Origin of the sequence: Vibrio sp. 1CM2L, from assembly GCF_023161695.1 — a bacterium.
Taxonomy (GTDB): domain Bacteria; phylum Pseudomonadota; class Gammaproteobacteria; order Enterobacterales; family Vibrionaceae; genus Vibrio; species Vibrio coralliirubri.
Window position 1 is genome coordinate 19,508 of record NZ_JALNTT010000004.1, and the last position, 23,482, is coordinate 42,989.

At 45.9% G+C, this 23,482-nt stretch carries 17 protein-coding genes; 5 read left to right on the plus strand and 12 right to left on the minus strand.

From position 1 onward, the window contains the following. The first annotated feature begins 168 nt into the window (after nucleotides 1-168). Entirely contained in the window at nucleotides 169-1,899 is a 1,731-nt protein-coding gene (ggt, locus tag MSG34_RS14935; RefSeq protein ID WP_248338224.1) for a gamma-glutamyltransferase, read from the plus strand. 147 nt (nucleotides 1,900-2,046) lie between these two features. Here ggt and MSG34_RS14940 read toward each other — a convergent pair whose 3' ends face one another. After that, the gene (locus MSG34_RS14940; RefSeq protein WP_248338226.1) at nucleotides 2,047-3,105 is read right to left on the minus strand and encodes a HEAT repeat domain-containing protein; all 1,059 of its coding nucleotides are present in this window, start codon (nucleotides 3,103-3,105) and stop codon (nucleotides 2,047-2,049) included. 87 nt (nucleotides 3,106-3,192) lie between these two features. Further along, nucleotides 3,193-4,524 (minus strand): anaerobic sulfatase maturase, encoded by a 1,332-nt coding sequence (locus MSG34_RS14945; protein WP_248338228.1) that lies wholly within the window; start codon nucleotides 4,522-4,524, stop codon nucleotides 3,193-3,195. A gap of 137 nt (nucleotides 4,525-4,661) precedes the next feature. On the opposite strand from MSG34_RS14945, the gene MSG34_RS14950 reads away from it, so the two are divergent. After that, a complete protein-coding gene (locus MSG34_RS14950) occupies nucleotides 4,662-5,450 on the plus strand; it encodes an SUMF1/EgtB/PvdO family nonheme iron enzyme (RefSeq protein ID WP_048608517.1) in 789 nt (262 codons plus the stop codon). A 159-nt stretch (nucleotides 5,451-5,609) separates the two neighbouring features. After that, the gene (locus tag MSG34_RS14955) at nucleotides 5,610-7,292 is read left to right on the plus strand and encodes an alkaline phosphatase family protein (protein ID WP_248338230.1); all 1,683 of its coding nucleotides are present in this window, start codon (nucleotides 5,610-5,612) and stop codon (nucleotides 7,290-7,292) included. 140 nt (nucleotides 7,293-7,432) lie between these two features. Here the strand turns inward: MSG34_RS14955 and MSG34_RS14960 are convergent, their stop codons facing one another. Next, nucleotides 7,433-8,527, minus strand: a complete 1,095-nt coding sequence (locus tag MSG34_RS14960; protein ID WP_248338232.1) for a substrate-binding domain-containing protein — start codon at nucleotides 8,525-8,527, stop codon at nucleotides 7,433-7,435. A gap of 81 nt (nucleotides 8,528-8,608) precedes the next feature. Here MSG34_RS14960 and MSG34_RS14965 point away from each other — a divergent pair, with 81 nt between their 5' ends. Further along, nucleotides 8,609-9,727, plus strand: coding sequence for a substrate-binding domain-containing protein (locus MSG34_RS14965; RefSeq protein ID WP_048608520.1), 1,119 nt, complete (start codon nucleotides 8,609-8,611; stop codon nucleotides 9,725-9,727). After that, entirely contained in the window at nucleotides 9,724-12,198 is a 2,475-nt protein-coding gene (locus MSG34_RS14970) for an EAL domain-containing protein (protein WP_248338234.1), read from the plus strand. The genes MSG34_RS14965 and MSG34_RS14970 overlap by 4 nt, the downstream gene beginning before the upstream one ends. Nucleotides 12,199-12,260: 62 nt before the next feature. On the opposite strand, the gene yegS is transcribed toward MSG34_RS14970, so the two are convergent. From yegS to MSG34_RS15015, 9 genes are all read right to left on the minus strand, one after another. Next, nucleotides 12,261-13,166: a lipid kinase YegS gene (yegS, locus tag MSG34_RS14975; RefSeq protein WP_059018693.1), complete on the minus strand. Its 906-nt coding sequence runs from the start codon at nucleotides 13,164-13,166 to the stop codon at nucleotides 12,261-12,263. A gap of 19 nt (nucleotides 13,167-13,185) precedes the next feature. Next, nucleotides 13,186-14,091 carry a LysR family transcriptional regulator gene (locus tag MSG34_RS14980; RefSeq protein WP_065677125.1) on the minus strand — a complete coding sequence of 302 codons (906 nt, stop codon included), beginning with the start codon at nucleotides 14,089-14,091 and terminating at the stop codon, nucleotides 13,186-13,188. A 78-nt stretch (nucleotides 14,092-14,169) separates the two neighbouring features. Then, nucleotides 14,170-15,552 carry a BatD family protein gene (locus tag MSG34_RS14985; RefSeq protein ID WP_248338238.1) on the minus strand — a complete coding sequence of 461 codons (1,383 nt, stop codon included), beginning with the start codon at nucleotides 15,550-15,552 and terminating at the stop codon, nucleotides 14,170-14,172. After that, the gene (locus MSG34_RS14990) at nucleotides 15,549-17,273 is read right to left on the minus strand and encodes a VWA domain-containing protein (RefSeq protein ID WP_248338240.1); all 1,725 of its coding nucleotides are present in this window, start codon (nucleotides 17,271-17,273) and stop codon (nucleotides 15,549-15,551) included. The genes MSG34_RS14985 and MSG34_RS14990 overlap by 4 nt, the downstream gene beginning before the upstream one ends. Further along, nucleotides 17,266-18,345 carry a VWA domain-containing protein gene (locus MSG34_RS14995; protein ID WP_248338242.1) on the minus strand — a complete coding sequence of 360 codons (1,080 nt, stop codon included), beginning with the start codon at nucleotides 18,343-18,345 and terminating at the stop codon, nucleotides 17,266-17,268. Before MSG34_RS14995 ends, MSG34_RS14990 begins: the two co-directional genes overlap by 8 nt. Beyond that, a complete protein-coding gene (locus MSG34_RS15000) occupies nucleotides 18,338-18,898 on the minus strand; it encodes a DUF4381 domain-containing protein (protein WP_048608530.1) in 561 nt (186 codons plus the stop codon). Before MSG34_RS15000 ends, MSG34_RS14995 begins: the two co-directional genes overlap by 8 nt. Next, a complete protein-coding gene (locus tag MSG34_RS15005) occupies nucleotides 18,899-19,861 on the minus strand; it encodes a DUF58 domain-containing protein (RefSeq protein ID WP_048608531.1) in 963 nt (320 codons plus the stop codon). Between the two features lie 12 nt (nucleotides 19,862-19,873). Further along, a complete protein-coding gene (locus tag MSG34_RS15010) occupies nucleotides 19,874-20,857 on the minus strand; it encodes a MoxR family ATPase (protein ID WP_248338244.1) in 984 nt (327 codons plus the stop codon). A 130-nt stretch (nucleotides 20,858-20,987) separates the two neighbouring features. Then, the gene (locus MSG34_RS15015) at nucleotides 20,988-23,396 is read right to left on the minus strand and encodes a tetratricopeptide repeat protein (RefSeq protein ID WP_248338246.1); all 2,409 of its coding nucleotides are present in this window, start codon (nucleotides 23,394-23,396) and stop codon (nucleotides 20,988-20,990) included. Nucleotides 23,397-23,482: the final 86 nt, after the last annotated feature.

A 23,482-nucleotide genomic window follows, 5' to 3' on the forward strand; every position in this document is an offset into this window, starting at 1 on the left:
GCCATAACATTGGTCGTAACTATCCTTCAATACAGAAACATTTAGGTGATTTGGCGATTAATGTCAGAGCCGTCAATATTGTGTAAGAAGGCTGCAAACTCACGAACTTCACTACCTTAATTTGGTCAACCTAAAAGCGAATAAACAGATACCTTAAACGGAGAACGCATGCGAATAGCTACTTTATCTTTAAGTTTGGTTTCAGCGGTCGGTTTCGCGGCTGAGCCAAATCCTTTTCCAATTACGCCAGACGAAACTGGCGAAGAGTTTATGGTAAGTGCGACGAATCCATATGTAAGCAGCACTGGGTATTCGATACTCAAAAAAGGCGGTAATGCAGTCGATGCAATGGTGGCGATGCAGATGACAATGTCGGTGGTTGAACCGGATATGACAGGGATCGGCGGTGGTACTTTTGCGCTGTTTTACCAAAAAGACAAAGATCAATTCCTCGCACTTGATGGACGAGATGAAGCCCCTTCAACTGCTACTCCAGACATGTTCATGGAAAATGGAGAAGCGCTAAGTCGAAACGAGATTTTAGGGGCTCGTTCTGTTGCTGTTCCCGGCACACTTCGTTTGCTCTATAGCACTCATCAACAATACGGAAAACTGCCATGGTCCGAGCTTGTTCAACCCGCAATTGAACTGGCAAGCAAGGGCTACGCGATGAACAGCTACACCTACGACATCGTGGTTCGCGAACAAGAAAGGTTGATTGAAGACCCAGAAATTGAATCCCTGTATTGGAATGGCGACCAAATCAAACCGACCGGCACATTGATGAAGAACCCCAAACTTGCCGACACTCTGAGCAACATTGCTCAACAAGGTGATAAGTACCTTTATGGTGGCGAGTTTGGTAAGCACATCGTTGAAACGGTTAACAGCCGAATCGACGCCGACCATGCAAAACTCTCTATTGAAGATTTTGAACAGTACCAAGTGAAACAACGTGAGGTTATTGAAAGCGACTACCGAGGCAACAAGATTGTCTCGTTCGGTTATCCAGCCTCTGGTGGCGTGATGGTTGCTCAAAGCCTCGAAATGTTAGAGGCCTATGACTTAGCCGACATGTCTAAAACCGATGTTGAACCTTGGCGCTTGATGACCGAAGCCATGAGAATCGCTAAGGCCGATCGCATCGCTTATGCCGGTGACCCAGATTACATCGAAGCGCCAGTTGCTGCCCTACTCGACAAAGCCTACATCGATGAGCGACGTAAGCTCATTCCAGAGAGTGGTATTTCAAAAACAAACCCGAAAGCAGGCAAGCTATCCAATACTGATTACGCTCAGTATCAAGGTTTTGAGAGCCAAGATACCGGGCACATATCCATTATCGACAAAGACGGTAATGCCATTGCCATGACTAGCACCGTCGGCACGGGCATGGGCTCTGGAGTGATGGTCGATGGTGTAATTCTTAACGCACAAATGGCGAACTTCTCCACTAAACCCACCATAAACGGTAAACCGACTCAAAACGCCATCGAAGCAGGTAAGCGACCACGCTCTGCAATCACACCATTAATGGTTATGGATAAAAAAGACGACCTGCGTTTAGTTGTCGGCTCTCCAGGCAGTTCGCAAATTCCGGGTTACGTGTTGAAAGCCGTGGTAGGCGTTCTCGATTGGGATTTGTCTGCGCAAGAAGCCATTGACCTTCCAAACATTCAATATGGCACCAAGATTGATCGCACCAAGCCTTATGACCCAACAGGTTTACTCGTCGAGAAGAAAACCTACGCCGAAATGTTAGTACCAGAGTTCATGCAACTCGGTTATCCGGTGCATGTCATTCCCGTCGTCAGTGGCTTGAATGCCATTGAAGTCAAAGATGGCAAGATCTATGGCGCGACCGACAGACGCCGTGCATCAAGCTCTATGGGTGAATAATAAAACGAAATGGGCAAGTAACAGGCTTGCCCTTATTTTGTCTTTAGTCGCTTGAGCCTTATCTAAGCAGTTCATGGATGCGAAAAAGCCAGTCGAACGTGTCGACTGGCTTTTCATTATCGGCTTCGCCAATTACTCATTAGGATATTATGAGCTTGGCGCTACTCGCTTCTCTTTCAACTGCTCAATTACATAATCAGGAGCCACTTTACCTAGCTCACCTAAGCAATCATCGGTCTTTTCATTGCCGTAACGCACATAGATATCGCATACCGCGTATAGCTGCTCTGGAGAACCAGAGATCAAATATGCTTTCTCGAACGATTTAGTCGACTTGTCGATATCCAACTCTTCTTGTAATACCCCATTTAGGTACCAGTAGTAGCTGTTATCTTTCGCTAGCTTCGCAGCCACTTCAATCTCTTTGGCTGCCGCAGTTTTGTCTTCAAGGCGAACCAGAGTCAACGATTTCGAATAATGCAGAGCGGCGTTGTTTGGCACGCTCTCCAAACCACGATCTAATACTTCGACTGCTTGCTTATCTTTGTTCTGAGCTCGAAAATTATCTGCGTAGCTCAACCAAACTTGCGCTTCTTTTGGATGCGTATTGATCAGCTCTAGATAAACCGTTTCCGCCTTATCCCAGTCATTGTGCCAACGAAGCACATCAGCAAACAGTAATTGGTACTTTTCAGATTCTTGCGTTTCCAAGAAGCTAATCAGCTCTGTTACAGGTGGTTCAATTTGTGCTTTCTGCTCGTCATCTAACGCATTGAAGTCACGAACTAAATTGGATGTTGCCGTGTGGCGAACCATGGTATCGCTGTCTTTTAGTAGGGGTGAAATTAACGCCCAGCGATGTTCAAGTTGGTAAGGTTCAGAACCGATAACCGCCGCTTCACGCACTTCAGGGTTTTGATCTTTTAAGCCTCTTGCCACCGCCACCAGCGCATTTTGGCTTGGGTATGAAGCAAGCTCTTGCAGTGCACCAGTACGATTTTCAACAGATTGATTCTGATCTTGTGCCATGTAAGACAACTGTTGAATGCGGGTTTGAGTGTCCGTCATTTCAAGCACTTGATTGATATTTTGTGCTGGCGCGTCAACCGTTTGTTGAACGCTATTCGCAGCCATCGCAGACGTTGAAATCAATGCGGACGTTGAAACCAATAAAGCAACAGCCGTCGCTAAACTCTTCTTCATCATAGTATTACCTTAAACTGGAGAACTTAGCCTGTCCTTAGACTCGTATCTGATTAAATTTATCTTGGACCTGTTGATCCAAAGAACAAGTTAAAACTTGGTCTCGAACGTGGCTTGTTGCACCTGTTTTGCTCGATGCGCCATCAATACTGAGTCGCTGAATTTACCATGAGCAACAGGATGCCCCATCGCGCGAGCGATATACGCCATCGACTTATCGACATGAGAAAAGAACTTATGCCAACCTGCACATAAGTAGTTCAAGCCCGGTTCGCCTGCACGAGTTTTGATAAAGCGGTTCTTAGGGCACTCACCATGACAAGCGAACTTGTAATCACACTGCTGACATTGACTGGTCAGTGTACGGGATTTAGCAAAACCAAACTTTTGCTGTGGTGCGCTGTACGCTAAATCATCAAGTTTCTCGTGATGAATATTGCCAATTTTGTACTCAGGGTAAACATAGTGGTCGCATGAGAAAACATCGCCATTTGGCTCCATTGCCAAACCCTTGCCGCATATCTCGTTCAAGGTACACAGTGGGTTCGGACGCCCAATCCATGTTTCTACGCTCGCTTCAAAATACTGAACAAACACCTTGCCGATATCGTTCTTAGCCCACTCATCAAACACAGAAATAAGGAAGTTACCCCAAGCCAAGTCCGACACACACCACGATTCCATTATCGAATCTTTATGTCCGGGGATCAGGCGTTTGTCGCCTTGTTTGAGCTGCTCGCTCACTTGGGATGTTTGTGGCGCGACCGTTCTGAACGTTTTCTGTTCAACGATAGGAATAAACTGCATTTGCGGTGACTTCACCACATCACGTAGGAAGCGATACACTTCAAGTGCATTTTGACTGGTGAGGTTATTCACACAAGTCAACGTTGCGAACTTCACTTGGTGTTTATGCAGCAGCTCCACCGCCGCCATCACTTGTTTGAATGTGCCACGGCCGGCTCTGTTGACACGATAAGCATTGTGAAGCATTTCAGGGCCATCAATACTCAAACCGATCAGGAAGTTATTCTTCGCAAGAAATACGGCCCAATCATCATTCAACAATGTGCCATTGGTTTGTAAATCGTTTGAAATCAACACACCTTCAGGTCGGTACTTTTTCTGTAACTCAACCACGCGTTCAAAATACGCCAAACCCAGCATGGTCGGTTCACCGCCCTGCCATGAGAAGATGATTTCTGGTGTGTTTTGACCTTCGATGTATTGTCGGATGTAGGTTTCTAACGTCTCATCATCCATTCTTGGAGAACTGCCTTTCTTGTACTCCAACAAATCTTGCTTACTTAGGTAGTAACAATATTTACAGTCAATGTTGCACGCTGCGCCAATCGGCTTAGCCATGACATGCAAGCGCTTAGACGCTTTACCATTATATTGTGGACCTTGAGTAATATGCATGATTTACCTACCTATTTTAGTATTCTGGACCCATCATAATTCCTATTCGATCAGGTGACATGTTATACCCTTTATAACCAATAGGAATGACCTTAAACGTTAGAATTAGACCCTATTTCGAACATCTGAGGCACGTGATGAAATTTCTTAATTACAAACAGTTAGCAACAATTAGCAGCGTCACCATGACTATTCTTCTGAGTGGCTGTGCAAGCGTGCCTACACACCCTATCGCCCAACAAATTGACCAAGAGATGGTGTTGGTTGAAGGCGGCACATTCACCATGGGGTCGAACGATCCAGAAGCGACCAAAGCAGAGCGTCCTGCACGTAATGTAACTGTAGATAGTTTCTATATTGCGAAGTTTGAGGTGACTCAAGAATTGTTCGAATCGGTGATGGGTTCATCTCTCAGTTATTTCCAAAACCCACAAGTTCCAGTCAATAACCTTAGCTGGCAACAAGCGAACTACTTCGTCGAGCAATTGAACGAACTTACAGGCGAAGAATACCGTTTGCCTACTGAAGCTGAATGGGAATTTGCAGCCAAAGGTGGCAACAAAAGTAAAGGCTATACTTACAGTGGTTCCAATAACTTAGATGATGTTGCGTGGTACTCAGCAAATTCTAAAAATAGCGCACATCCAGTCGGGCTAAAGAAACCAAATGAACTAGGCTTATATGACATGACAGGAAACGTGGGCGAGTTTGTTATCGATGCCTTCGATGACACCTTCTACCGATTCGGTCCAACAGACAACCCTAACAACGCAAAACACAGCGACGTTGGTTTATCGCACAAATCGGTTCGCGGTGGCAGCTTTGCTTATGACGAAAATGAATCTGAAAGTTACCGTCGTGACTTTGCAAGCCAATCGATCACTATGTCAGATATGGGGCTGCGTTTAGTTAAGGATACGAACTAAAGCTGTGAACTAGCTAGCAAAGCGAACTAACTAAAGATGCCGAAGGTTATGGTTCACTAATCGTCACCAACAATACTAAAAATACGATTCGCACTGTACACACGTTACAAACCTGACCAAACATTAGAACTCAGCGGTAACAGTGAATAAGGAAACTCTATGCAATACACCAAGCTTTCAGGACTAACCCTCGCGTTACTCTGCGCTCTCCCAGCTTCAGCTGAGGAAAAGCCAAATCTAGTCCTTCAAATCACGGTAGATGGCCTGCGCGCAGATCTAATCGAACGATATAAGCACAACTTCGGTGAAGGCGGTTTCCGGTACTTAATGGATGATGGTACCTACTACACCAACGCAAACTACCAACATGGCAACACGGAAACGATCGTGGGCCATGTGTCGCTTGCAACAGGCGCTCCACCCAGCGTACATGGCATGGTAGGTAATGTTTGGTATGACCGTAGCGAAGAACGTTTGGTGTATAACGTAGAAGACGGTAACTACCAAATGCTGACCTCTGGTGCAGGTGTGGATAAAGCAACAGAAATAGACCCAACGCAGAAGACAGCACAAGGCGACGGCCGCTCTCCAGAGCCAATACTTTCCACCACGTTTGGTGATGAGCTAACGATTTCCAATAGTGGCAAATCAAAAGTGTTCGGTGTGTCTGTGAAAGACCGCGGCGCAATCTCATTAGCAGGACACAGCGGTAAAGCCTTCTGGTTCTCCAAAGCACAATCTGAGTTTGTCACCAGTAACTATTACTACGACGAGTATCCAGATTGGGTATCGCGCTGGAACGAGAAAGCGATTGCTGCTCAGTATTCCAAACAGAAATGGGAGCTCTCATTACCGCGTGAAAAATACACGTTGCAAGAACACGATACCGAACACAAAGTGAAACTCGGTGATTTCCAACGCACCTTCCCTCATCCTTATGGCCCGGCAAGCTACAAATACTACAGCACCACCCTAACCGTGAGCCCTGCTGGTGACGAGATCACGGAAAACTTCGCTAGCACATTGCTGATGCAAGAGAAGCTTGGCCAAAGTGACGTGACCGATTATCTGTCTGTAAGTTTTTCCTCAAACGACTACGTGGTGCACCTTTACGGCCCTGAAAGCCTAGAAACAGAAGACAACCTTATCCGACTTGATAAGACTCTCGCTAAGCTTTTCAAGACCGTTGATAACCAAGTCGGGCTAGAAAACACATTGATTGTGCTGTCTGCCGACCACGGTGTACCTGAATCTTCACCTGCGGCAAATGCGCTTGGTTTCAATCAAGCTCAATACTTCAATAAAGACACATTACTCTCGAGTGGTGTTGAGAAACGATTGAAGGATGAATTTGGTTTAACCAAAGACGCGATTCGCTTGTACGCACAACCTTACATCTATCTGAATCATGATCTGATCGCTGAGAAGAAGCTTGATCTGGCTAAGGTCCAAGAAGCTATTGCGGATGAAATTGCAAAAGTGAAAGGTGTTGCGTTTGCTGTATCAAGCAGTGACATTGCGGCTAACCAAGTACCGGACACGCATGTGATGCAGCTAATTAAAAACAACTACCACCCTGCTCGTTCTGGCGATGTATACGTGGTATTTGCACCGCGCAGCTACATTAACGACATGGAAGGCCTTCAAATTGCGTCTACACATGGTTCTCCGTGGAAGTACGACACACATGTGCCTGTGATCTTTGCAGGTTACGATGTTGAAGCTAAGAAGGTATCGCGAGCAGTGACGCCATATGATATTGCACCAACGCTTTCGAACAAACTGGGTATTACCCAACCAAGTGGGTCTATTGGAGAGGTGTTACAAGAGATCACTGAGTAGACTCAATCTCTAAGGTTTCGTGAGCCAGATTTCGAATCCAGCACCCACTTAATACAAGAGCCGTTTATCTAATTCTGACTTACTAGGTCAAAACAGATAAGCGGCTCTTTTTGATTGATAACGGATAGATTGAATCGAACCTAATTCTTGCCCGAGTAACGAAACGCTTCTCTGGTTAGCTGATTTAATTGGTCGTCATTCATCTTGTTGTGCACAACGGTGATACGACCTAAGTAAACCAACGGGACTTCTGCCTCTCGCTCTTCCAAGTGAAACTTAATCGCTTCGGCCGTTGCCACACCAAGGTCATCACTCATTCGCATAGGCGTCGCGTCTAATTCATCGGAACGAATCTTTTCTATCTCTTTCGCAGTACCCCCCCAACCCGTCACATAGATTTCAGACAACATGTCAGCCTTGTTTAAAGCATCCACCGCTCCCATGGTCATCGCAGTATTAGCATTGTGAACCATGGTCACTTCGGGGAAGTTACCGAGTACCAAACGAATCCCATCGGCGCCACCTATCTTCTGGTATTGCCCGAAGTGTTCATACACTGTTAACCAATCGCCTTTTTCTTCAACACAATCAATGAAACCTTGTGAACGTTGAGTATCTGTTATTCCCGGGATTCCTCGATTAGCTGAAAACTCGACTTCATTTCCGAGTTCTTTCACCACATGGTCACAAAGCACCTCAGCCCCCATCGCGCTTGAGAAATCAAACCAACTGTCTGGTTGATGTTTCCATTGCTCATTAGGCGTGTGAAACGCCCAAATAAAGGTTTTGAAATCTTTTGAAGCGGACAGTTTTTGGATATTACTGGCTTGGATACCCAATTCAGAAGGACCAAAAATGACGAAGTCATAAGGCGTCTCAGAATTCAGGACTTGCTCCGTGTATTGGGTTTGTAATGAGTGCTCAATTTGCCTTGAGGTAAACTCACTGATCTCAAAAGGCAGCTCCAAAGCGATGAGCCTTTGCTTCAATGCGGTGTAATTTCTTGTCCAAAAGTCAGAAATATCTGCACTTGGATAAATCAGCGCAATTCTTACCGGTTTTTCTACCGACATCGGAGCTAATGAAATTGGCTCGCCACTTACAGTCTCTTGAAATTTTTCAAGTTTCTTTACATCAGCCTCCGACCTTACCCCGTCAGCATTGACGTACAAAGGGAGGCAAAAACACGCTGTCAGTAGGGTTGGTAAAATATTTTTATAAAGTTGACCCGGCATAACTGTTACCAAATGTTTGAATGTTTATTAACAATATTATAAATATAGAGCGATTATAAGTTAAAGCGTTTTATAAGCCATATGAATAAGAGATTAAATTTTGCGAGTTTGTTGCTCGCTACTACTTGCTACTCTCAGAGTTTTGCGGGTAATCATGAAGACGATTTCTTCCAGTATGCTGAAGAAAAAGTGATGCGAGCGGTTTCTAACCAGAGAACTTGGGATGGCCCAATGCAAGGCCCTGCGGTGCGTCATGAAAAAAACGTTATTTTTGTCGCGTCTGATTTACGTAATGGTGGCGTTTACGGGGTGGGTAAAGGCATCTCTGAGGCCATTTCAAATATCAATTGGCATCTGAGGTTCATTGATGGCTTAGGCTCAGAAGTACGCCAAGGTGCAGCTATCCGAAAAGCGATTGGCTTTGAACCCGATGCCATTGTTCTTGGTGGCATTGATGCTGTTCGACACAAAACCATTTTGAAACAAGCGGAAGATCGCGGAATCGTTGTTATTGGCTGGCACGCGACTGAACTGGTCGGTGGCAACCCTGAAATCGGCTTATACACCAACATCACAACCGACCCTCTCGATGTGGCAGAGGTAGCCGCGCTACTCGCGATTGTGAACTCAAACGGGCGAGCAAAAACCGTGGTGTTTACCGACCCGAACTATGAAATAGCGATGATCAAAGCCAACGCGATGGTCAACACCATCAAGCGTTGCGGTACCTGTGATGTACTTGAGCTGAACTACTTACCGCTCGATAAAATTGCCGAACAGATGCCTGCGACGTTGAAGAACCTTGATGAGCAATATGGCGAAAAAATAACGCATATCTTAGCCATCAACGACCTCTACATTGATTATGCGATCCCTTCTTTGGAATCTAACCTCGAAGAGTATCGACTAATACCACAAAACATTTCAGCGGGTGACGGCAGCAAAGCCGCGTACAAAAGAATCAATAGCGGTCAATTCCAACTGGCAACTGTACCTGAACCCTTATATCTACAAGGTTGGCAAATTGTCGACGAGCTCAATCGAGCATTCAACCAGATGCCTCCAAGTGGCTACTCTGCCCCTGTGCATCTCGTCACGCCCGATAATGTTGAAGAACTCATCAGCCAGTCAGACAAAGGCATCTACGACCCTAAAAATGGCTACCGTGAAGCGTATCTGAAAATTTGGAAGCCACAATGAAACTACCTCAGATAAACATCACCCAACGGCTCATTATTTCGAATCTGGTTTCGCTATTGATTGTTAGCCTTGCGGTCATCATGGTGATCCGCTCGCTCTATTACGTCGAGTCGACGCTCAAAACGGAAACCTCGACACACGTGTCAGATTTGATTGTTAACTCTGAAATCAGTCGTCGCGTGTTTACGCTCACCTCTCGAGTTAAGCTGCTGGAACAGACTTTTTTGTTCAGTGAAACCACGCTGTCTGAAGAAGCGTTCAATGTTGATTTCCAACTGCAACGACTGAGAGATCTTTCGACCAACGAAGGTTTCTCGCAAAAGATCGATGCCTTTATCGATAACTTCCACCGTTTCTTAGGCAGTTCGCTAGCACTGAATCGAATCCTTAAGCAGACCAATCAAATAGACGCTGCGTTAGCCGAACAACTTGATCAACTCGAATTTGCGATCGCCGACAGCAAGCTAAGGCACTTGGACCAACCCAATTTCATTCGTTATAACAATGAATTGGATCTCATCAACATGCTACGAGAGTCGTTTCTCACTTCGGGGAAAATGGTCGGTGACATTCACAGCCGTATCACGCCAGAAACGGAGAAAGTCCTGCTTATCGAGGTCGAGAAAGAGCTCGATATATTCTTACTCCATTTAGAAAACGTTGATATCGAAACCTCAGCGGTGATTGCTGAGAAGAAAAGAATTCATCGAACGGTAAAACGATACAACGCGGCTTTAAAACGCATTCGAGCGAATCTGGAACAGCGTTGGTTGGTGATGGCATCACTGCTAGTTGCCCAAAGTGACTTGTTGGAGATGGTAGAAAAAACCGAATCACGTGTACAAAGCCAAGCCTTAGAACTAACCGACCAGCTTGAACAAGAGATTGGCCTATCAAGGCTCAATGCGATTGTTATCAGCATTTCAGCCGTCGTGCTATCGATGTTGCTGGTTAGCCACGTTGTTAGACACCACATTCGAAAACCACTCAATGCCCTTAGATATGGCTTCGACCGTTTAGAATCCGGCAGCCTCAAAAACCCGATCAACTTGGGTAGAAGTGACGAATGGTCTCACTTAGAAAAAGCCTATAACGACATGGCTTTAAGGCTGTCTGAGGCCTATCTCGACCTCACTGAAGAAAAGAAGAATTTCGACTTCCTCGCGCACCATGATCCACTAACGAATTTGGCTAACAGACTGTTGGCCACCAAACAATTGGATGAAGAGATTAGAAAATCCAGTGAGAGCAACGCCTCTTTCTTATTGTTTTATCTCGATATTGATGAATTTAAGACCATTAACGACTCCTTAGGCCATGCGCCCGGAGACAACTTATTAGTCAATGTCTCTGACATCTTGAGTGGCCTAGTCGGCGATAAAGGCTTTGTTGCTCGAATGGGTGGCGACGAGTTCTTGGTTGTTTATTCCAACATTGGCTTAGAAGAAGGTGAACCGATCGCCGATCGCTTGAACCAAGCATTAAGAAAGCCGTATTACATCGATGATAATTCTATCTTCGTCTCCGCGAGTATTGGTGTTTGTGAGTACCCTACTCATGGTTTGGATCGTGAAACCTTAATTCGCAACGCGGATACCGCCATGTATCACGCCAAACGTAATGGTAGAGATCAATACAGAGTCTACGCGGATAAAATGACCCATGAAGTGAACGACTTAATCGAAACCAACATCGGACTTCATCAAGCGATTGCTAACGACGAGCTTGAAGTGTTCTTCCAACCTAAGGTCGACTTAGACTCACAGGGCATTATTGGCGCCGAAGCACTTATTCGTTGGCGACATCCTAAATTGGGCTTACTGCCACCGATTGATTTCCTTGAGGTTGCGGAGAAAAGTGACCTCATTATCGACATAGATAAATGGGTGTTTAAGAAAGTGGCAAACTTGATCACTGAATGGCAACGAACGGGAATAGACCTACAAGGCGTGATTTTCTCAATCAATTTCTCAGCGAGAATGTTCTATATGACAGACCTCGCCGAGCAGCTACAAGTGATATTGGATGAAACGGATTGCCAACCTCATCAATTGCTGCTTGAGATTACCGAAAGAGACATGATGCGTGATTTTGAAACCTGTTCGAGAACCATTGAGGTACTTCATTCTAAAGGTTACAAGATCGCTATCGATGATTTTGGAACGGGTTATTCTTCGTTGTCGGTGTTGAAGAATCTTTCCGCCGATTGCGTAAAATTAGATCGAAGCTTTATTGAAGATATTAACTCGTCAAAAGTAGATTATGAGATTACTTGCGCGGTTCTCAAGCTCGCACAAATACTCGACTTTTCAGTGATTGCAGAAGGCCTTGAAACCCAGAGCCATGTGAAGACACTGCGCCAGATCGGTTGTAAATACGCTCAAGGCTATTTCTTTGCGCGTCCTCTGCCAATTGATGACTGGTTATCTTACTTCTTGCTTAATTCAGAGCAAACGCAAAAAGAGGCATAACAAATCTTAGCGGAGTGAATGACCCTATCGGTCGATCACTCCGTTTGCCCAACCGAAGTGGTTTACCGGTTTTTTACCAAACAAGGACTGTTTTCTGGCAACACCAAACAAATGCTGGATGGCATGACTTCAAAACGTATTTGGTTGGAACGATAAGGTTCACCATCAAGGTTAATGGGCAGTGACTGAGGAAAATCGATCTCTAACCAACGAGCTTGAGTATGGACAATGTACTTGCCATTGTCCGCCGGATGTTTGAGCTCTTCGATGACTTTTGGCAAATCAGAAGCCACAAAGGTTTTGACCAAAGTAAGATCCATCAAGCCGTCATCAATCAATGCTTTGGGTGCTAACTCTTGTCCTCCACCCGCTAAGCGACCATTACAAAAAGCACCAACCAGGATCTCCCCAGTAAAGCTACCTTTGTCTATGGTCAACGTGCCACTGTAAGGCTTAAAGCCGAGTGCTTTCACCACACCTGTTAACGTATACGCGCCACCACCAAGAAAATCTTTAAGCTCGACTGGCGTTTCAGCTGTGACTTCAGCACCAAAACCCGCCGCAGCGACATTCATAAAGTAGCGGTCATTCGCACGCACGCTATCAACCGCAAACGCCTTGCCTTCCAGCGCTAACTCAAAGGCCCCCTGAATATCATTAGGTATTCCCGTTGCGGTAGCAAAATCATTCGCAGTGCCCATCGGGATAATCGCCAATTGTGGTCTCTCACTGACACGGAACTGGTTGAGCGCGTTAACGGCTTCATTCACCGTTCCATCGCCACCCGCCACAATCAGGCGCTTAACACCATCGCATATTGCCTCGCTTACCAAACGGAACATATCCGACGATTCCCAAGTCACTCTAACTTGCAGGTCAATATCATTGTCCCTCACCGCAAAGATGGCTTGCCTTAATTCCGGGATATTGGCTTTCTTTCCGTTTAAAATCGCGCGAATGCTTTCCATGGCTATGTCCTTGTATAGGCTAACTTGATAACTCTTTTGCTGCCGCTTTGATCTTAGCTCGTAACCACTTATGGCTTGGTTCATTAGTACGGCTTGGATGCCAAATCATACACATATCAAGATCTTCCAACTCGAAGGGTAATGGCAGTGTTTTAACCGAGTACTTTTCAGCAAAACAACGCACCGATGAAATAGGCATTACACCGATGTACTCAGAGCCTTCGATAACAGGCAGCATCTCTACAACGCCCGCTGCACGATACACGATTCTACGTTTCTCAAGATCACTGTAGTGCTCAGAGCTCAATAAGCTTTTGCGCGCATGCCACCTAGAGACCACCACATGCTCGAGTGCTAAGAACTGTTCCATATCGATCGTATCGCCAACCGTAGGGTGATCACTACTACACACCACGACTAGCTCTTCTGTAGAAATCACCTCATGCTTAAGCATGGTTCTTCCTTTAGGCGTCATATCAACAATCACGTCATGTCTTTGAAGCCTTAAATCGGACTCATAGTCTTCGGTAAACAGCGGGTGAACCTCTAACGCGATACCTGGCGCGACTTGGCTGATTAACTGCATGACTTTTGGCATCATTTCGTAGCTCGCTGCCGAGACGCAGGCAATGGAAAACACACGGCCAGATGTTTTAGGATCGAAGTCTCTTGATGCGGACAAGGTAGAAGTAAAGTTTTTAAGTGCGGCAGCCATTGCAGGATAGATATCAATAGCAAATGTGGTTGGCTCTACGCCTGATGTGGTGCGGTGAAACAGTGGCTCATCATAGATATCTCTCAACCTTGCAAGTGCTTTACTCACTGCTGGTTGGCTTATATCCATGCGATTAGCAGCCCTAGATAAGTTCTGCTCTTCATAGATAGCAACAAATATAGGAATTAGATTTAGTTCGGTACTTTTCATACAGTTCCATATTAAAGAAGCAGGTTCCCCATAGTAGAGAACCTGCCGATTATGTTCGATGCGAATGACTAAAGTTTGCTACTTAGTTCTATCTTTTAAGTCTGGCAAGGCTTTAGGGATTTTCAAGCGAGCGGCAATTGAACGAGATTGACTCTGGCTTGATTTGTCGTTGGGCAAGTTACGTAACCCTTTCCATAAACGAGTGAATACGATTTTATCTTCACATCCTTGTTGAAGGGCTTCGCTATCCTCTAGCCAACGCTTTTGTTCGTTCGCTTTACCCAGTTGCTCTTTACTTAGCTGCGCTTTATTCAGTTCCAACTGAGTGGTTTCGCTTCGCAATTGACGGTAGATAAAGGTTCTTAATGCAGCCCAATTACCTTGCTTGAGTAAACGACGTAATACTAGCCAACTCGGTGTTGGGCGATTTGCGTAGTAACGCTTAACGGAAACAATCAACGCAATACAGACTAACAGAGCCAAACCAACACTAATAAACACCGACATGTAGGCCTTGATGAAAGATTGGACTGTGTGTTTGGCTTCAAACACATCCCCTTTAATCACCACGCTTTCAAGGCGTTGATTTTTGCTGTCCCACCACTGAAATGAAAACTCTGGGAGCGTAAACTCACCACCTTGTTGAATCACATATACCGTCTCTTCAACTCGGCTTGAGCGATAATCACCTCGTTCTTGAGTATCATCCAAACGGTTGGGCTGTGGGTAAGCTTGGAACTGCTGAGTGGACTCATTGGTTAGCACGTCTGGCAGCAACACAGAAAGGCTGTCTTTTGCCTTAATCGTGATAGTTCGAGTAATGGCATCGCCAACTTTTAGCTGTTCACTTGAACGTTGCCATTGCTGCTCTACATCTACTTCTGTCGCGGAAAACCAAGGCGTTTCATTATCGAGTAAACCTGAAGGCAACGAAGCTTCAAACTTAATCGGCTGCGTGTAAAGCGTACCGCCCACGTTTGAACCATCAGGAGCAGAAACTTGGATACGAACCGGTACGGTTGGAATAACAAACTCGCCAGAAGTCATCGGATAAAGCGTCACTTCCCAACGCTGACGTGACCATGTGGTGCCACCGACTCTTTCTGTGTAGTTCGTCGCGAGTTGGTTACGCTGCTTAGCGATCACGTTAGGGATTTCGATACTGCCAATTCGAGTGCCGCCTGTTAACCAGCGCGGTGTCGCCACCTCAATGTTCAGAATGACCTGCTCATTTACGCTGACTTTGGTCGGCGTTATCTTGTCGCCTGACTTGGGTTTCTCACCAACCCAAGCGATAAGCTCAACGTCACCACTTTTTTGGAGATCGAAGATATCGGCAGCAGAAGCAACAAAAGGAGAAAACCAACTCAATATAAGAGTCATCGACAGTAACCACTTATGGGATCTGAATCGCACTCTCTTTGATTGAATGGCTTCAAGAGCTAAATCATATCGACTCATTGGGTTTGCTCCTGTTTTGATGCCTGTTCCTGTTTTGGCGTCTGTTCAATAGACGGTGCAGGATCTCTTAACTGAATTTGGAACTTGGACTTCAAGAAGAACTTAGGATCGGCTTCTACTCGCTTCAACCATTTGTCGGCAAGCTCTTGGCTGCCCAAAATCTCATTCGCGTTAAGTGTTTCCTTAAGCATCAATTCTGCGACCGTTTCTTCTTCAGCGCCATCACCCGTTCGCGGCTGATCGTCTTCGAGTTCTAACGACTCTTCAGGGCCATCTGTGGTTCCGGACTGGCTTTCACTGGTTCGGTTTACCTCTTCGACAATTCCACTAAGTACAGCAAGATTGTTTTCGACATCCGTTCTTAGTTCTGGTGACAGATCCTCTTTCTCGCTTAATGATTTCAAAAGGTCTCGCGCGGCAAGATATTCACGCTGTCTGGCTAACGCGCTCGCCGCGTTGTATAAACCAAGGTCAGTTTTGGTTTGCAGGAATGCACTGTGAGCGAGCTTAAAATCACGAGCATAGTAGTAAGCCGCACCTTTTCGCATTGGGTCAGTAAAATGTTTTGCCGCTTCAAGGTATTCTTTCTGATTCAACAGGCGTTGACCTTGCTGGTCGGGCGTTAACCATAAGTCCCACCACCATTGAGCTGTTTTGTCCCAAGCCGTAACCGACTCCACCACGACGGGTTTCTCAGCGGTTAAGTTGACTGTTTTCGCTAAAGTGTTTGGTGAATAAATACTGCCTGAAATCACTAGGCCAACGACACACCACTGCACCAACCATCCTTTTCTGAACCACAACAACATGATGATCACCATTGGAATAAGCAGGCCATAGCCCATGTCTTTCCAAGGCATTGAAGATTCGCCGTTGAGCTGCATGTTTCTTTCAACGGCTTGATTCAGTTGTCGAATATCCGAATCGTCAACGGTCACCTCTATCACTCGACCACCTGTCTTATTCGCTAAATTGCGCAATGAATCGAGGTCAACAGGGTTATCGCTCACCACATCGCTATTTCCGGCAGCCAAAATAAGCAACTGATATGGGTTTTCGTTGAAAAAGGTTTCAAAAGCTCGCGTCGTACTTGGATTCACACCATCTGATACCAACAACACTGACGAACCTAACTCACCAGACAATTGCTGGTTTATGAGCGGCAACGCTTCTTCTGCTGATTTACCTGAAACCGGCATAATGTCGGGTGTGATAGACGCAAGAAACGGTTCGAATACCTTGCTGTCTTGAGTGACAGGCATCGCCACGTGTGCGCTGCCTGCGTAAACCACTAAGCCCGTATTACCGCCTTTGCGAGCTGCCAATAAGTCTCTAATTTTCTGCTTAGATCGTTCCAAGCGACTTGGAGGCAAATCCTTAGCGAGCATAGATTCACTATTATCGAGCACAACCAACATCGACGCTTTATCTTCACCAAATGGCGATGCTTCACGTTGCCATGTTGGACCAGAACAGATAATGATGGCGATAGTCACAATCACCACCAATAGCTTCAACGGCAGCTGCTTGCGCCAGCCTGTTTCGCCAATCGTCAATGCATCACGTAAATGTGCCGGTAAAATGTCTTTCCACGTTGGTTTGGTCTCTTCTCTCCAACGAACCCATAATAGGAAAAACATTGGAATAAAGGCCAACAACCACAATGGTCGGATAAAATGAAACTGGGTAAAAAACTGTTGTATCGTGAGAGAATCAGGCATCACTCTCTCCTTTCAAATTCTTAGCCGAAGAAACGAACAGCGATCTTCGGCGTATCGTTGCTAAGCTGAATGCGGTCAAATACATCACTACAACAATCGCCATCAAGTAGTGGTGCAGCCCCTGTTTAGGGCGATAAGTGGTACTCTCATACAGCTGAGGTTCTAGCTCACCAATCTGAGCATAGGCTTTGGTCAATTCATCGCGGTTAAGTGCTTCAAAGGCTTCGCCACCAGACTCTTGAGCCACACGCTTGATGGTTTCCATATCCAGAGCAACCTCTCCAACGGTTTGCGGGTCTCCCATCGCAATAACGTGAATTCGAACGCCCTTAGCCTTAGCGACTTTTGCGGCATCGATAGGCTCAACAAAGCTTCCCGTATCATTACCGTCAGTTAATACGATCACGACTTTCTCTTTTTCGTTGGTATCGACGTTTGAATCTTGAACGGCAGCACTTTGCTTTTCGCTTTGTTCAAACACCTTGATCGCCAAGCCAATTGCATCGCCTAAGTGCGTACTTTGCCCTGCCATCGCGACATCGGTTTGATTAAGCAGTTCAAGCCATACATCTTGGTCCGCGGTAAATGGCGTTTGTACAAACGCTGCATCACCAAACAAGATCAAACCGAGTCGATCTCCTTTTCTAGTTTTCGCAAAATCGGCTAACACCTCTTTGGTCGCATCTAAACGAGAGATTTTGTCGCCTTGTTTAGAGGTGAAGTCTTGTTCTGCCATTGAACCTGACAAATCGACCACCACCATCACATCCCGACCCAATTGTTCGCGAATTTGTGGCTCACCAAGAATGGTTGGTTTCGCTAACGCACACACGACCAATACCCAAGTAATAATGAGCGTGGTTCGTTGCCACCAGCTAGGTGTTAGCTGGCTTGCACCTTCTGACGGCGCTTCTCCAATCGCTTCAACCAATTCTCGAAAAAATGGCACCTTAATCGCCATTTGCTTAGTTCGATAAGCTGGCACGGCGAAGTAGACCAACAACGGCAGAGGCAGCGCGATAAACCATAGCGGATGCGCAAATTCAAAGCTGGCAGATAAAACATCAAACATTGTCTTGCCCCTCAGCCATTACCTGTACATTCGGTTTTGTTTGTACATCGGGTTTATGAAGCTTTAACCACATCATCGCAGTTTGAATCACCTCTAAACGCTGTTCAAAGCTCAAACGCACATTAGGGTCAATTAAGCTCTGCATCCATAATTCCGAGACTTCATCAGCAAAGAACGCATTGCTCTTTTCACTCGCGTTAGCGTTAACAGGCAGATAGGCATTCAAACGGTTTACATAAGCTTGGCCAAACAACTTAGCATTGCTGCTGTCTAGGTAGCGAAGCACCACTTTGAGGACTTTAAAGGTTCGTTCTGTTGAGTTTTTGTCTCTTGCATCCAATACCATGAGCTCTTGAAGCGCTTCTTTACGATAACGGTTATTCCACCATCTCTGCGCCAAACGATAGGCCAGATAGATAGCGACCAATAACAGAATAACGCCGAGGATCTTCCAACCAATGGTTTGCGGCATCCAGCTCACACTCTCGGGAATGGCGACATCGTGCAGATCGCGAAGAATATAAGTACTTGGAGGGGTATGTTCTACAGCCATCTAGCGCCCTCCCACCAGCTTTTGAAGCTGAGATATGTGATTGCCTGACGTGTCTAATTCGATATAAGGAAGGTTTTTCATCGCCATCAATTTAGCAAGCGACTGCTTCTGGAGTGCTGCTTTTTGAGCAAGGCTTTCACTTGCGAGGTTAACCTTAGATTGGCTATCCAGATTAAGTTGAAAGCGACCATCACCCACTACCCAGTTTGCGCTTGCCAAATCTTGAGGCAAAGATTGTTCTAATGGATCGGTGACCATAATGGCTAAGATATCGTTGTGTTGTTGCAGTTGTTTTAGTCGGTCAAGATGTTGCTCTTGGCAATCTCGCCAATCACTAATAAAGATTAAGGTCGACTGCTTTAATCTCATTCGTTTGATCAGTTCAATCCATTGGCTAAAACCAACACCTTCGCTGTCGCTCACACTGACACCTAAGCTTTGATTGGCTTTGGTAAGATGTTTTAGCTGAGCCAATAAGTCCGATTGAGAACGCTGCGCTTTGGTATGAAAGAGCTTTTGATGTGAGGCTAAAACGAAGCCGACACGGTCACCATCTTTCAGCACTCGCCATCCACACAATGCTGCGACTTCAGCGGCCACAACGGATTTCATGGTATTTTGAGACGCAAAGAACATCGAGCTGCGCTGATCAACACAGATCATCACATTACGGTCTTTCTCTTCGGTATAACTACGAACATGAGGTTTACCTGTTCGCATCGTGACTTTCCAATCAAGGTTACGAATGTCATCACCAAGTTGATAGTGACGTAGCTCCTCGAAATTCAAACCTCGACCTCGGAACAATGAGTTGTGTCTACCCGACAGCACGCTGCCCGCCTTTAGATGAGGCAGTAGCGAAAACGACTCAGCTTGAGCCTGAATTCGCACTAACCTTGAGTAATCACAATACAGTCGTGGATCAAGGCCTTGCGATCTGGGAGCTTGTGTTGGCTTCGCCATGACGCCCCCTAGTTATCCAATCTCGATATTATCGAGCAGTTCTTCAACCACTCTTTGATGGTCAACACCATCGGCCAATGCATCATAAGACAGCGAGAATCGGTGACCTAACACGGTTGGCAACATGGCACGCACATCATCTAACGTGACATGGTCACGTCCTTGCAGCCATGCATAAGCGCGAGCACATTTATCTAATGCGATAGAAGCACGCGGGCTTGAACCAATTTCTATCCATTTAGACAAGTTTGATTCTGGGTAACGCTCTGGCTTACGAGTCGCCATCACCAAGGCCACAATGTAGTTCTCAACCAAATCGGAAACGGCAATGTCTGGAAGTTGGCGACGAGCTTCAAGTACCAACTCAGGTTCAATATGTTGTGGCGTGACTAATTCTGAACTGGTTTCGCTACCGAGTTCCTCACTGCGCACAAGTCGAATGATGTCGCGTTCAGCTTCATCTTCTGGATAGTCGACCGTCACTTTCATGATGAAACGGTCCATTTGAGCTTCAGGGAGTGGATACGTACCTTCTTGCTCAACTGGGTTTTGCGTAGCTAATACCATGAACAGATCTGGCAGAATATGAGTGTGACCACCCACAGTAATCGTCCCTTCCGCCATCGCTTCAAGCAGAGCAGCCTGTACTTTTGCAGGCGCACGGTTCACTTCATCGGCTAATACAATGCTGTTGAAAATAGGACCCGGTTGGAAATGCAACTGAGGCTTTCCATCAAGCTCTTGATACACCTCTGTGCCCGTCACATCAGATGGCAGCAGGTCTGGCGTAAATTGAATTCGACCAAAACTGGTGTTCAGTAGATTCGCCAGCGATTTTACTGAGCGAGTTTTCGCTGTACCGGGAAGTCCCTCTAAAAGCACATGGCCATTAGTCAATAACCCTATCACCAGAGCCCGAACGACGTGGCTCTGACCGATAACACTTTTCTCTGTTTGTTCAATCAGTTGGTTTATTGCTTGTTGCGCATGGTTCATAGGTCTTCCCTTAATTCAATCTGGCTGCGTACATCCTACTCACAAGCCCCATAACTATTAGTTATAAACGCGATAATTGGTTACAAGCGGAATAAGCAGCAAGCTCGATAGCCAAGCTCACCTCATCGCTTTATTTAAACCTAGCTTTCAATTGGTTAATGGCTTCCGGCGGTGCCACTTTGCTCAATGATGAAATACATTGCTCAAACGCCTTTGGTACGCCCGGTATATGGCTGTTTCGCGCCAACACTTCACACTGGGCATACAGGTGCTGTGGGTTGCGGCTAAATTGGTAAGCCTTGTGCAGTGATTTACTAGCTGCAAGCACATCTGATTTTTCCAAAGCCAATCCGTACACATACCAATATTGTGGGTCGGTTTGCGCAGTTTCAGCGGCTTGTTTAAGGTAGTCTGTTGCTTGTTCGTAATCTTTTACACGAAGCAGAGACAGTCCTGTGCTGTATGGTAAAACACTCGATTTAGGCTGAGCTTCAATACCTTGCTTCAAAGTCGACAACGCTTTTGCTTCGTTACCTTGCGCTCGATACAAATCCGCCAAGTTGGCGTAGCTGTTTTCGAAGTAAGGCTCAATCTCGATAGCACCTAAATAGAATTCGATTGCTTTATCGTGCTGACCTAAATCTCGGTAAACATTTCCTAGGTTAGTGCGTCCAAACCCTCTGTCGGCATTAAATTGCTGTATCTCAATGTACTCTTCCAGTGCAGGTTTGATTTGGTCTTTCTGCAAAGGGTTCATTTCTCCCCAGTAACGCACTAATGCGCCTGCGGTTTCTGAACGAATCGACAATACAGGATCTTTCAGTAGCGGCTCTAGAATCTGCCAACGATCAGTAAATGGGAAACCAGACGAGCCTTGCACCACACCCAAACGGATCATTTCGTCATCATGTTTCACCGCTCTTGCCAGCGAGATAAGCGTGTTCTTGCCCGTATTACCGCCCAAACGTTCTAAGCTCGATGCTCGAATGATATTGCTTAAGCTGGAATCCTGAGCCGAATACGCCAAAGCATCCTCTGCCCCTCGATGTCCTATTGAGTCTGCATAAAAGGCAACGGCAAAGTGCTGCTGATTACGGTACTTAGAATCTGGGAACCATTCGCCGATTTGTTTATCTGCCCACTGGTCGGTTTGGTCTTCATGACAGCTAGTACACACGTTCGGCGTTTTAATGTGTTGGCTAATATCAGGACGCGGGATATGCCAACTGTGGTCACGCCTTGGGTCGACCTCCATGTAAGTCGTCTCTGGCATGTGACAAGTCGTGCATTGTGAAGCTTCAGTATTCGCTTCATGGAATGTGTGCTTTTCAGGCGTGTATTCTGATGCAATGTGACATTGGCTACACACGGCTTCTTCCGCAATTTTTAGTTCAGCGGTATGGGGATCGTGGCAGTTAGTACATGTGACGCCTTTTTCAGCCATCACGGATTGAAGGAAAGATCCGTAAACATAATCTTCATCGTAGATTTGACCATCGTTGTGGTAAAGCTCAGGAGTAATTAAGCTCAGGCGATACTTATCAAAGAATGACCCGTTCACGTGGTCACCTGTTTCATTCAACTGAGTACGTCGGCTGTGGCATTGAGCACAGGTTTGAACTTGGTTGGTATGGATGATGTCTTTTGGTTGCAGGGTTGAATTACCCTCTTGATAGATCCACTCTTTGACCGACTTCGACAAGTCGCGATCAAAACCATAATGCGCCGAGACTTGAACATCCTTTCCGCCGTTAGCTTTGGCTAGCTTGGCCTGCTCAACGTGCTCACTCGCAGGGCCATGACACGCTTCACAACCGACATTAATCTCCGACCATGTGGTGTTGTAGGCATTACTCGCGCTGTCGTAGTTTTTTTCTAGATTCGTTGAATGGCAATCGGCACACATGAAGTTCCAGTTTTGACCGCTATTGGTCCAGTAGAATTCATCGGTATTGGTGGTATCAGGATAGAGGTGAAACCAGCGTTGGCCGCCTTCGCCCTCAGTTCGAGAGTCCCAAGCGAAAGGAATCAACTGTACACGGCCGTCTTCAAATTCAACCATGTATTGTTGTAGTGGTTCAAAGGCAAAGGTATAGCTGATTTTGTAATCTTTAAACTGGCCGTCTGGCCCTTCGATATTGACCCAGAACTCTTCGCCCTTGCGAAAAAATCGGTTGGGTTTACCGTCATGAGTGACTGTTTGATCGTTGAAATCGCCTAATACAGATTCGTCTGTAGCGTGCTTCATCGCCATATCATGATGAGAGCCCTCCCACGCTTCGACTTCTTCACTATGACAATCAATACACGCTTCCGAACCGACATACGTGGCTTTAGAGCCGATAGGTAAAGCGTCAGAGCTAACGTGTGAAGCTACAGAACTGGTCTTTGAAATATCAGAGTTGATATTAGGATCTTGCTCGTTGGCATAAGCGTTCAAACTGAACAGCGACAACATCAGTGGAGACAAGATTGCGGATAATACTGCGACTCGCTGGCGTTTCAATCCGTTTACCAGTAAGCACAACCATGCAGACATAACATTCCTTGTTTTTATACATCCTTATGCTTAATAAGGTAGACGTAAAAACAACGAATTTACAATTATTTAGTGGCAGTGAGCTC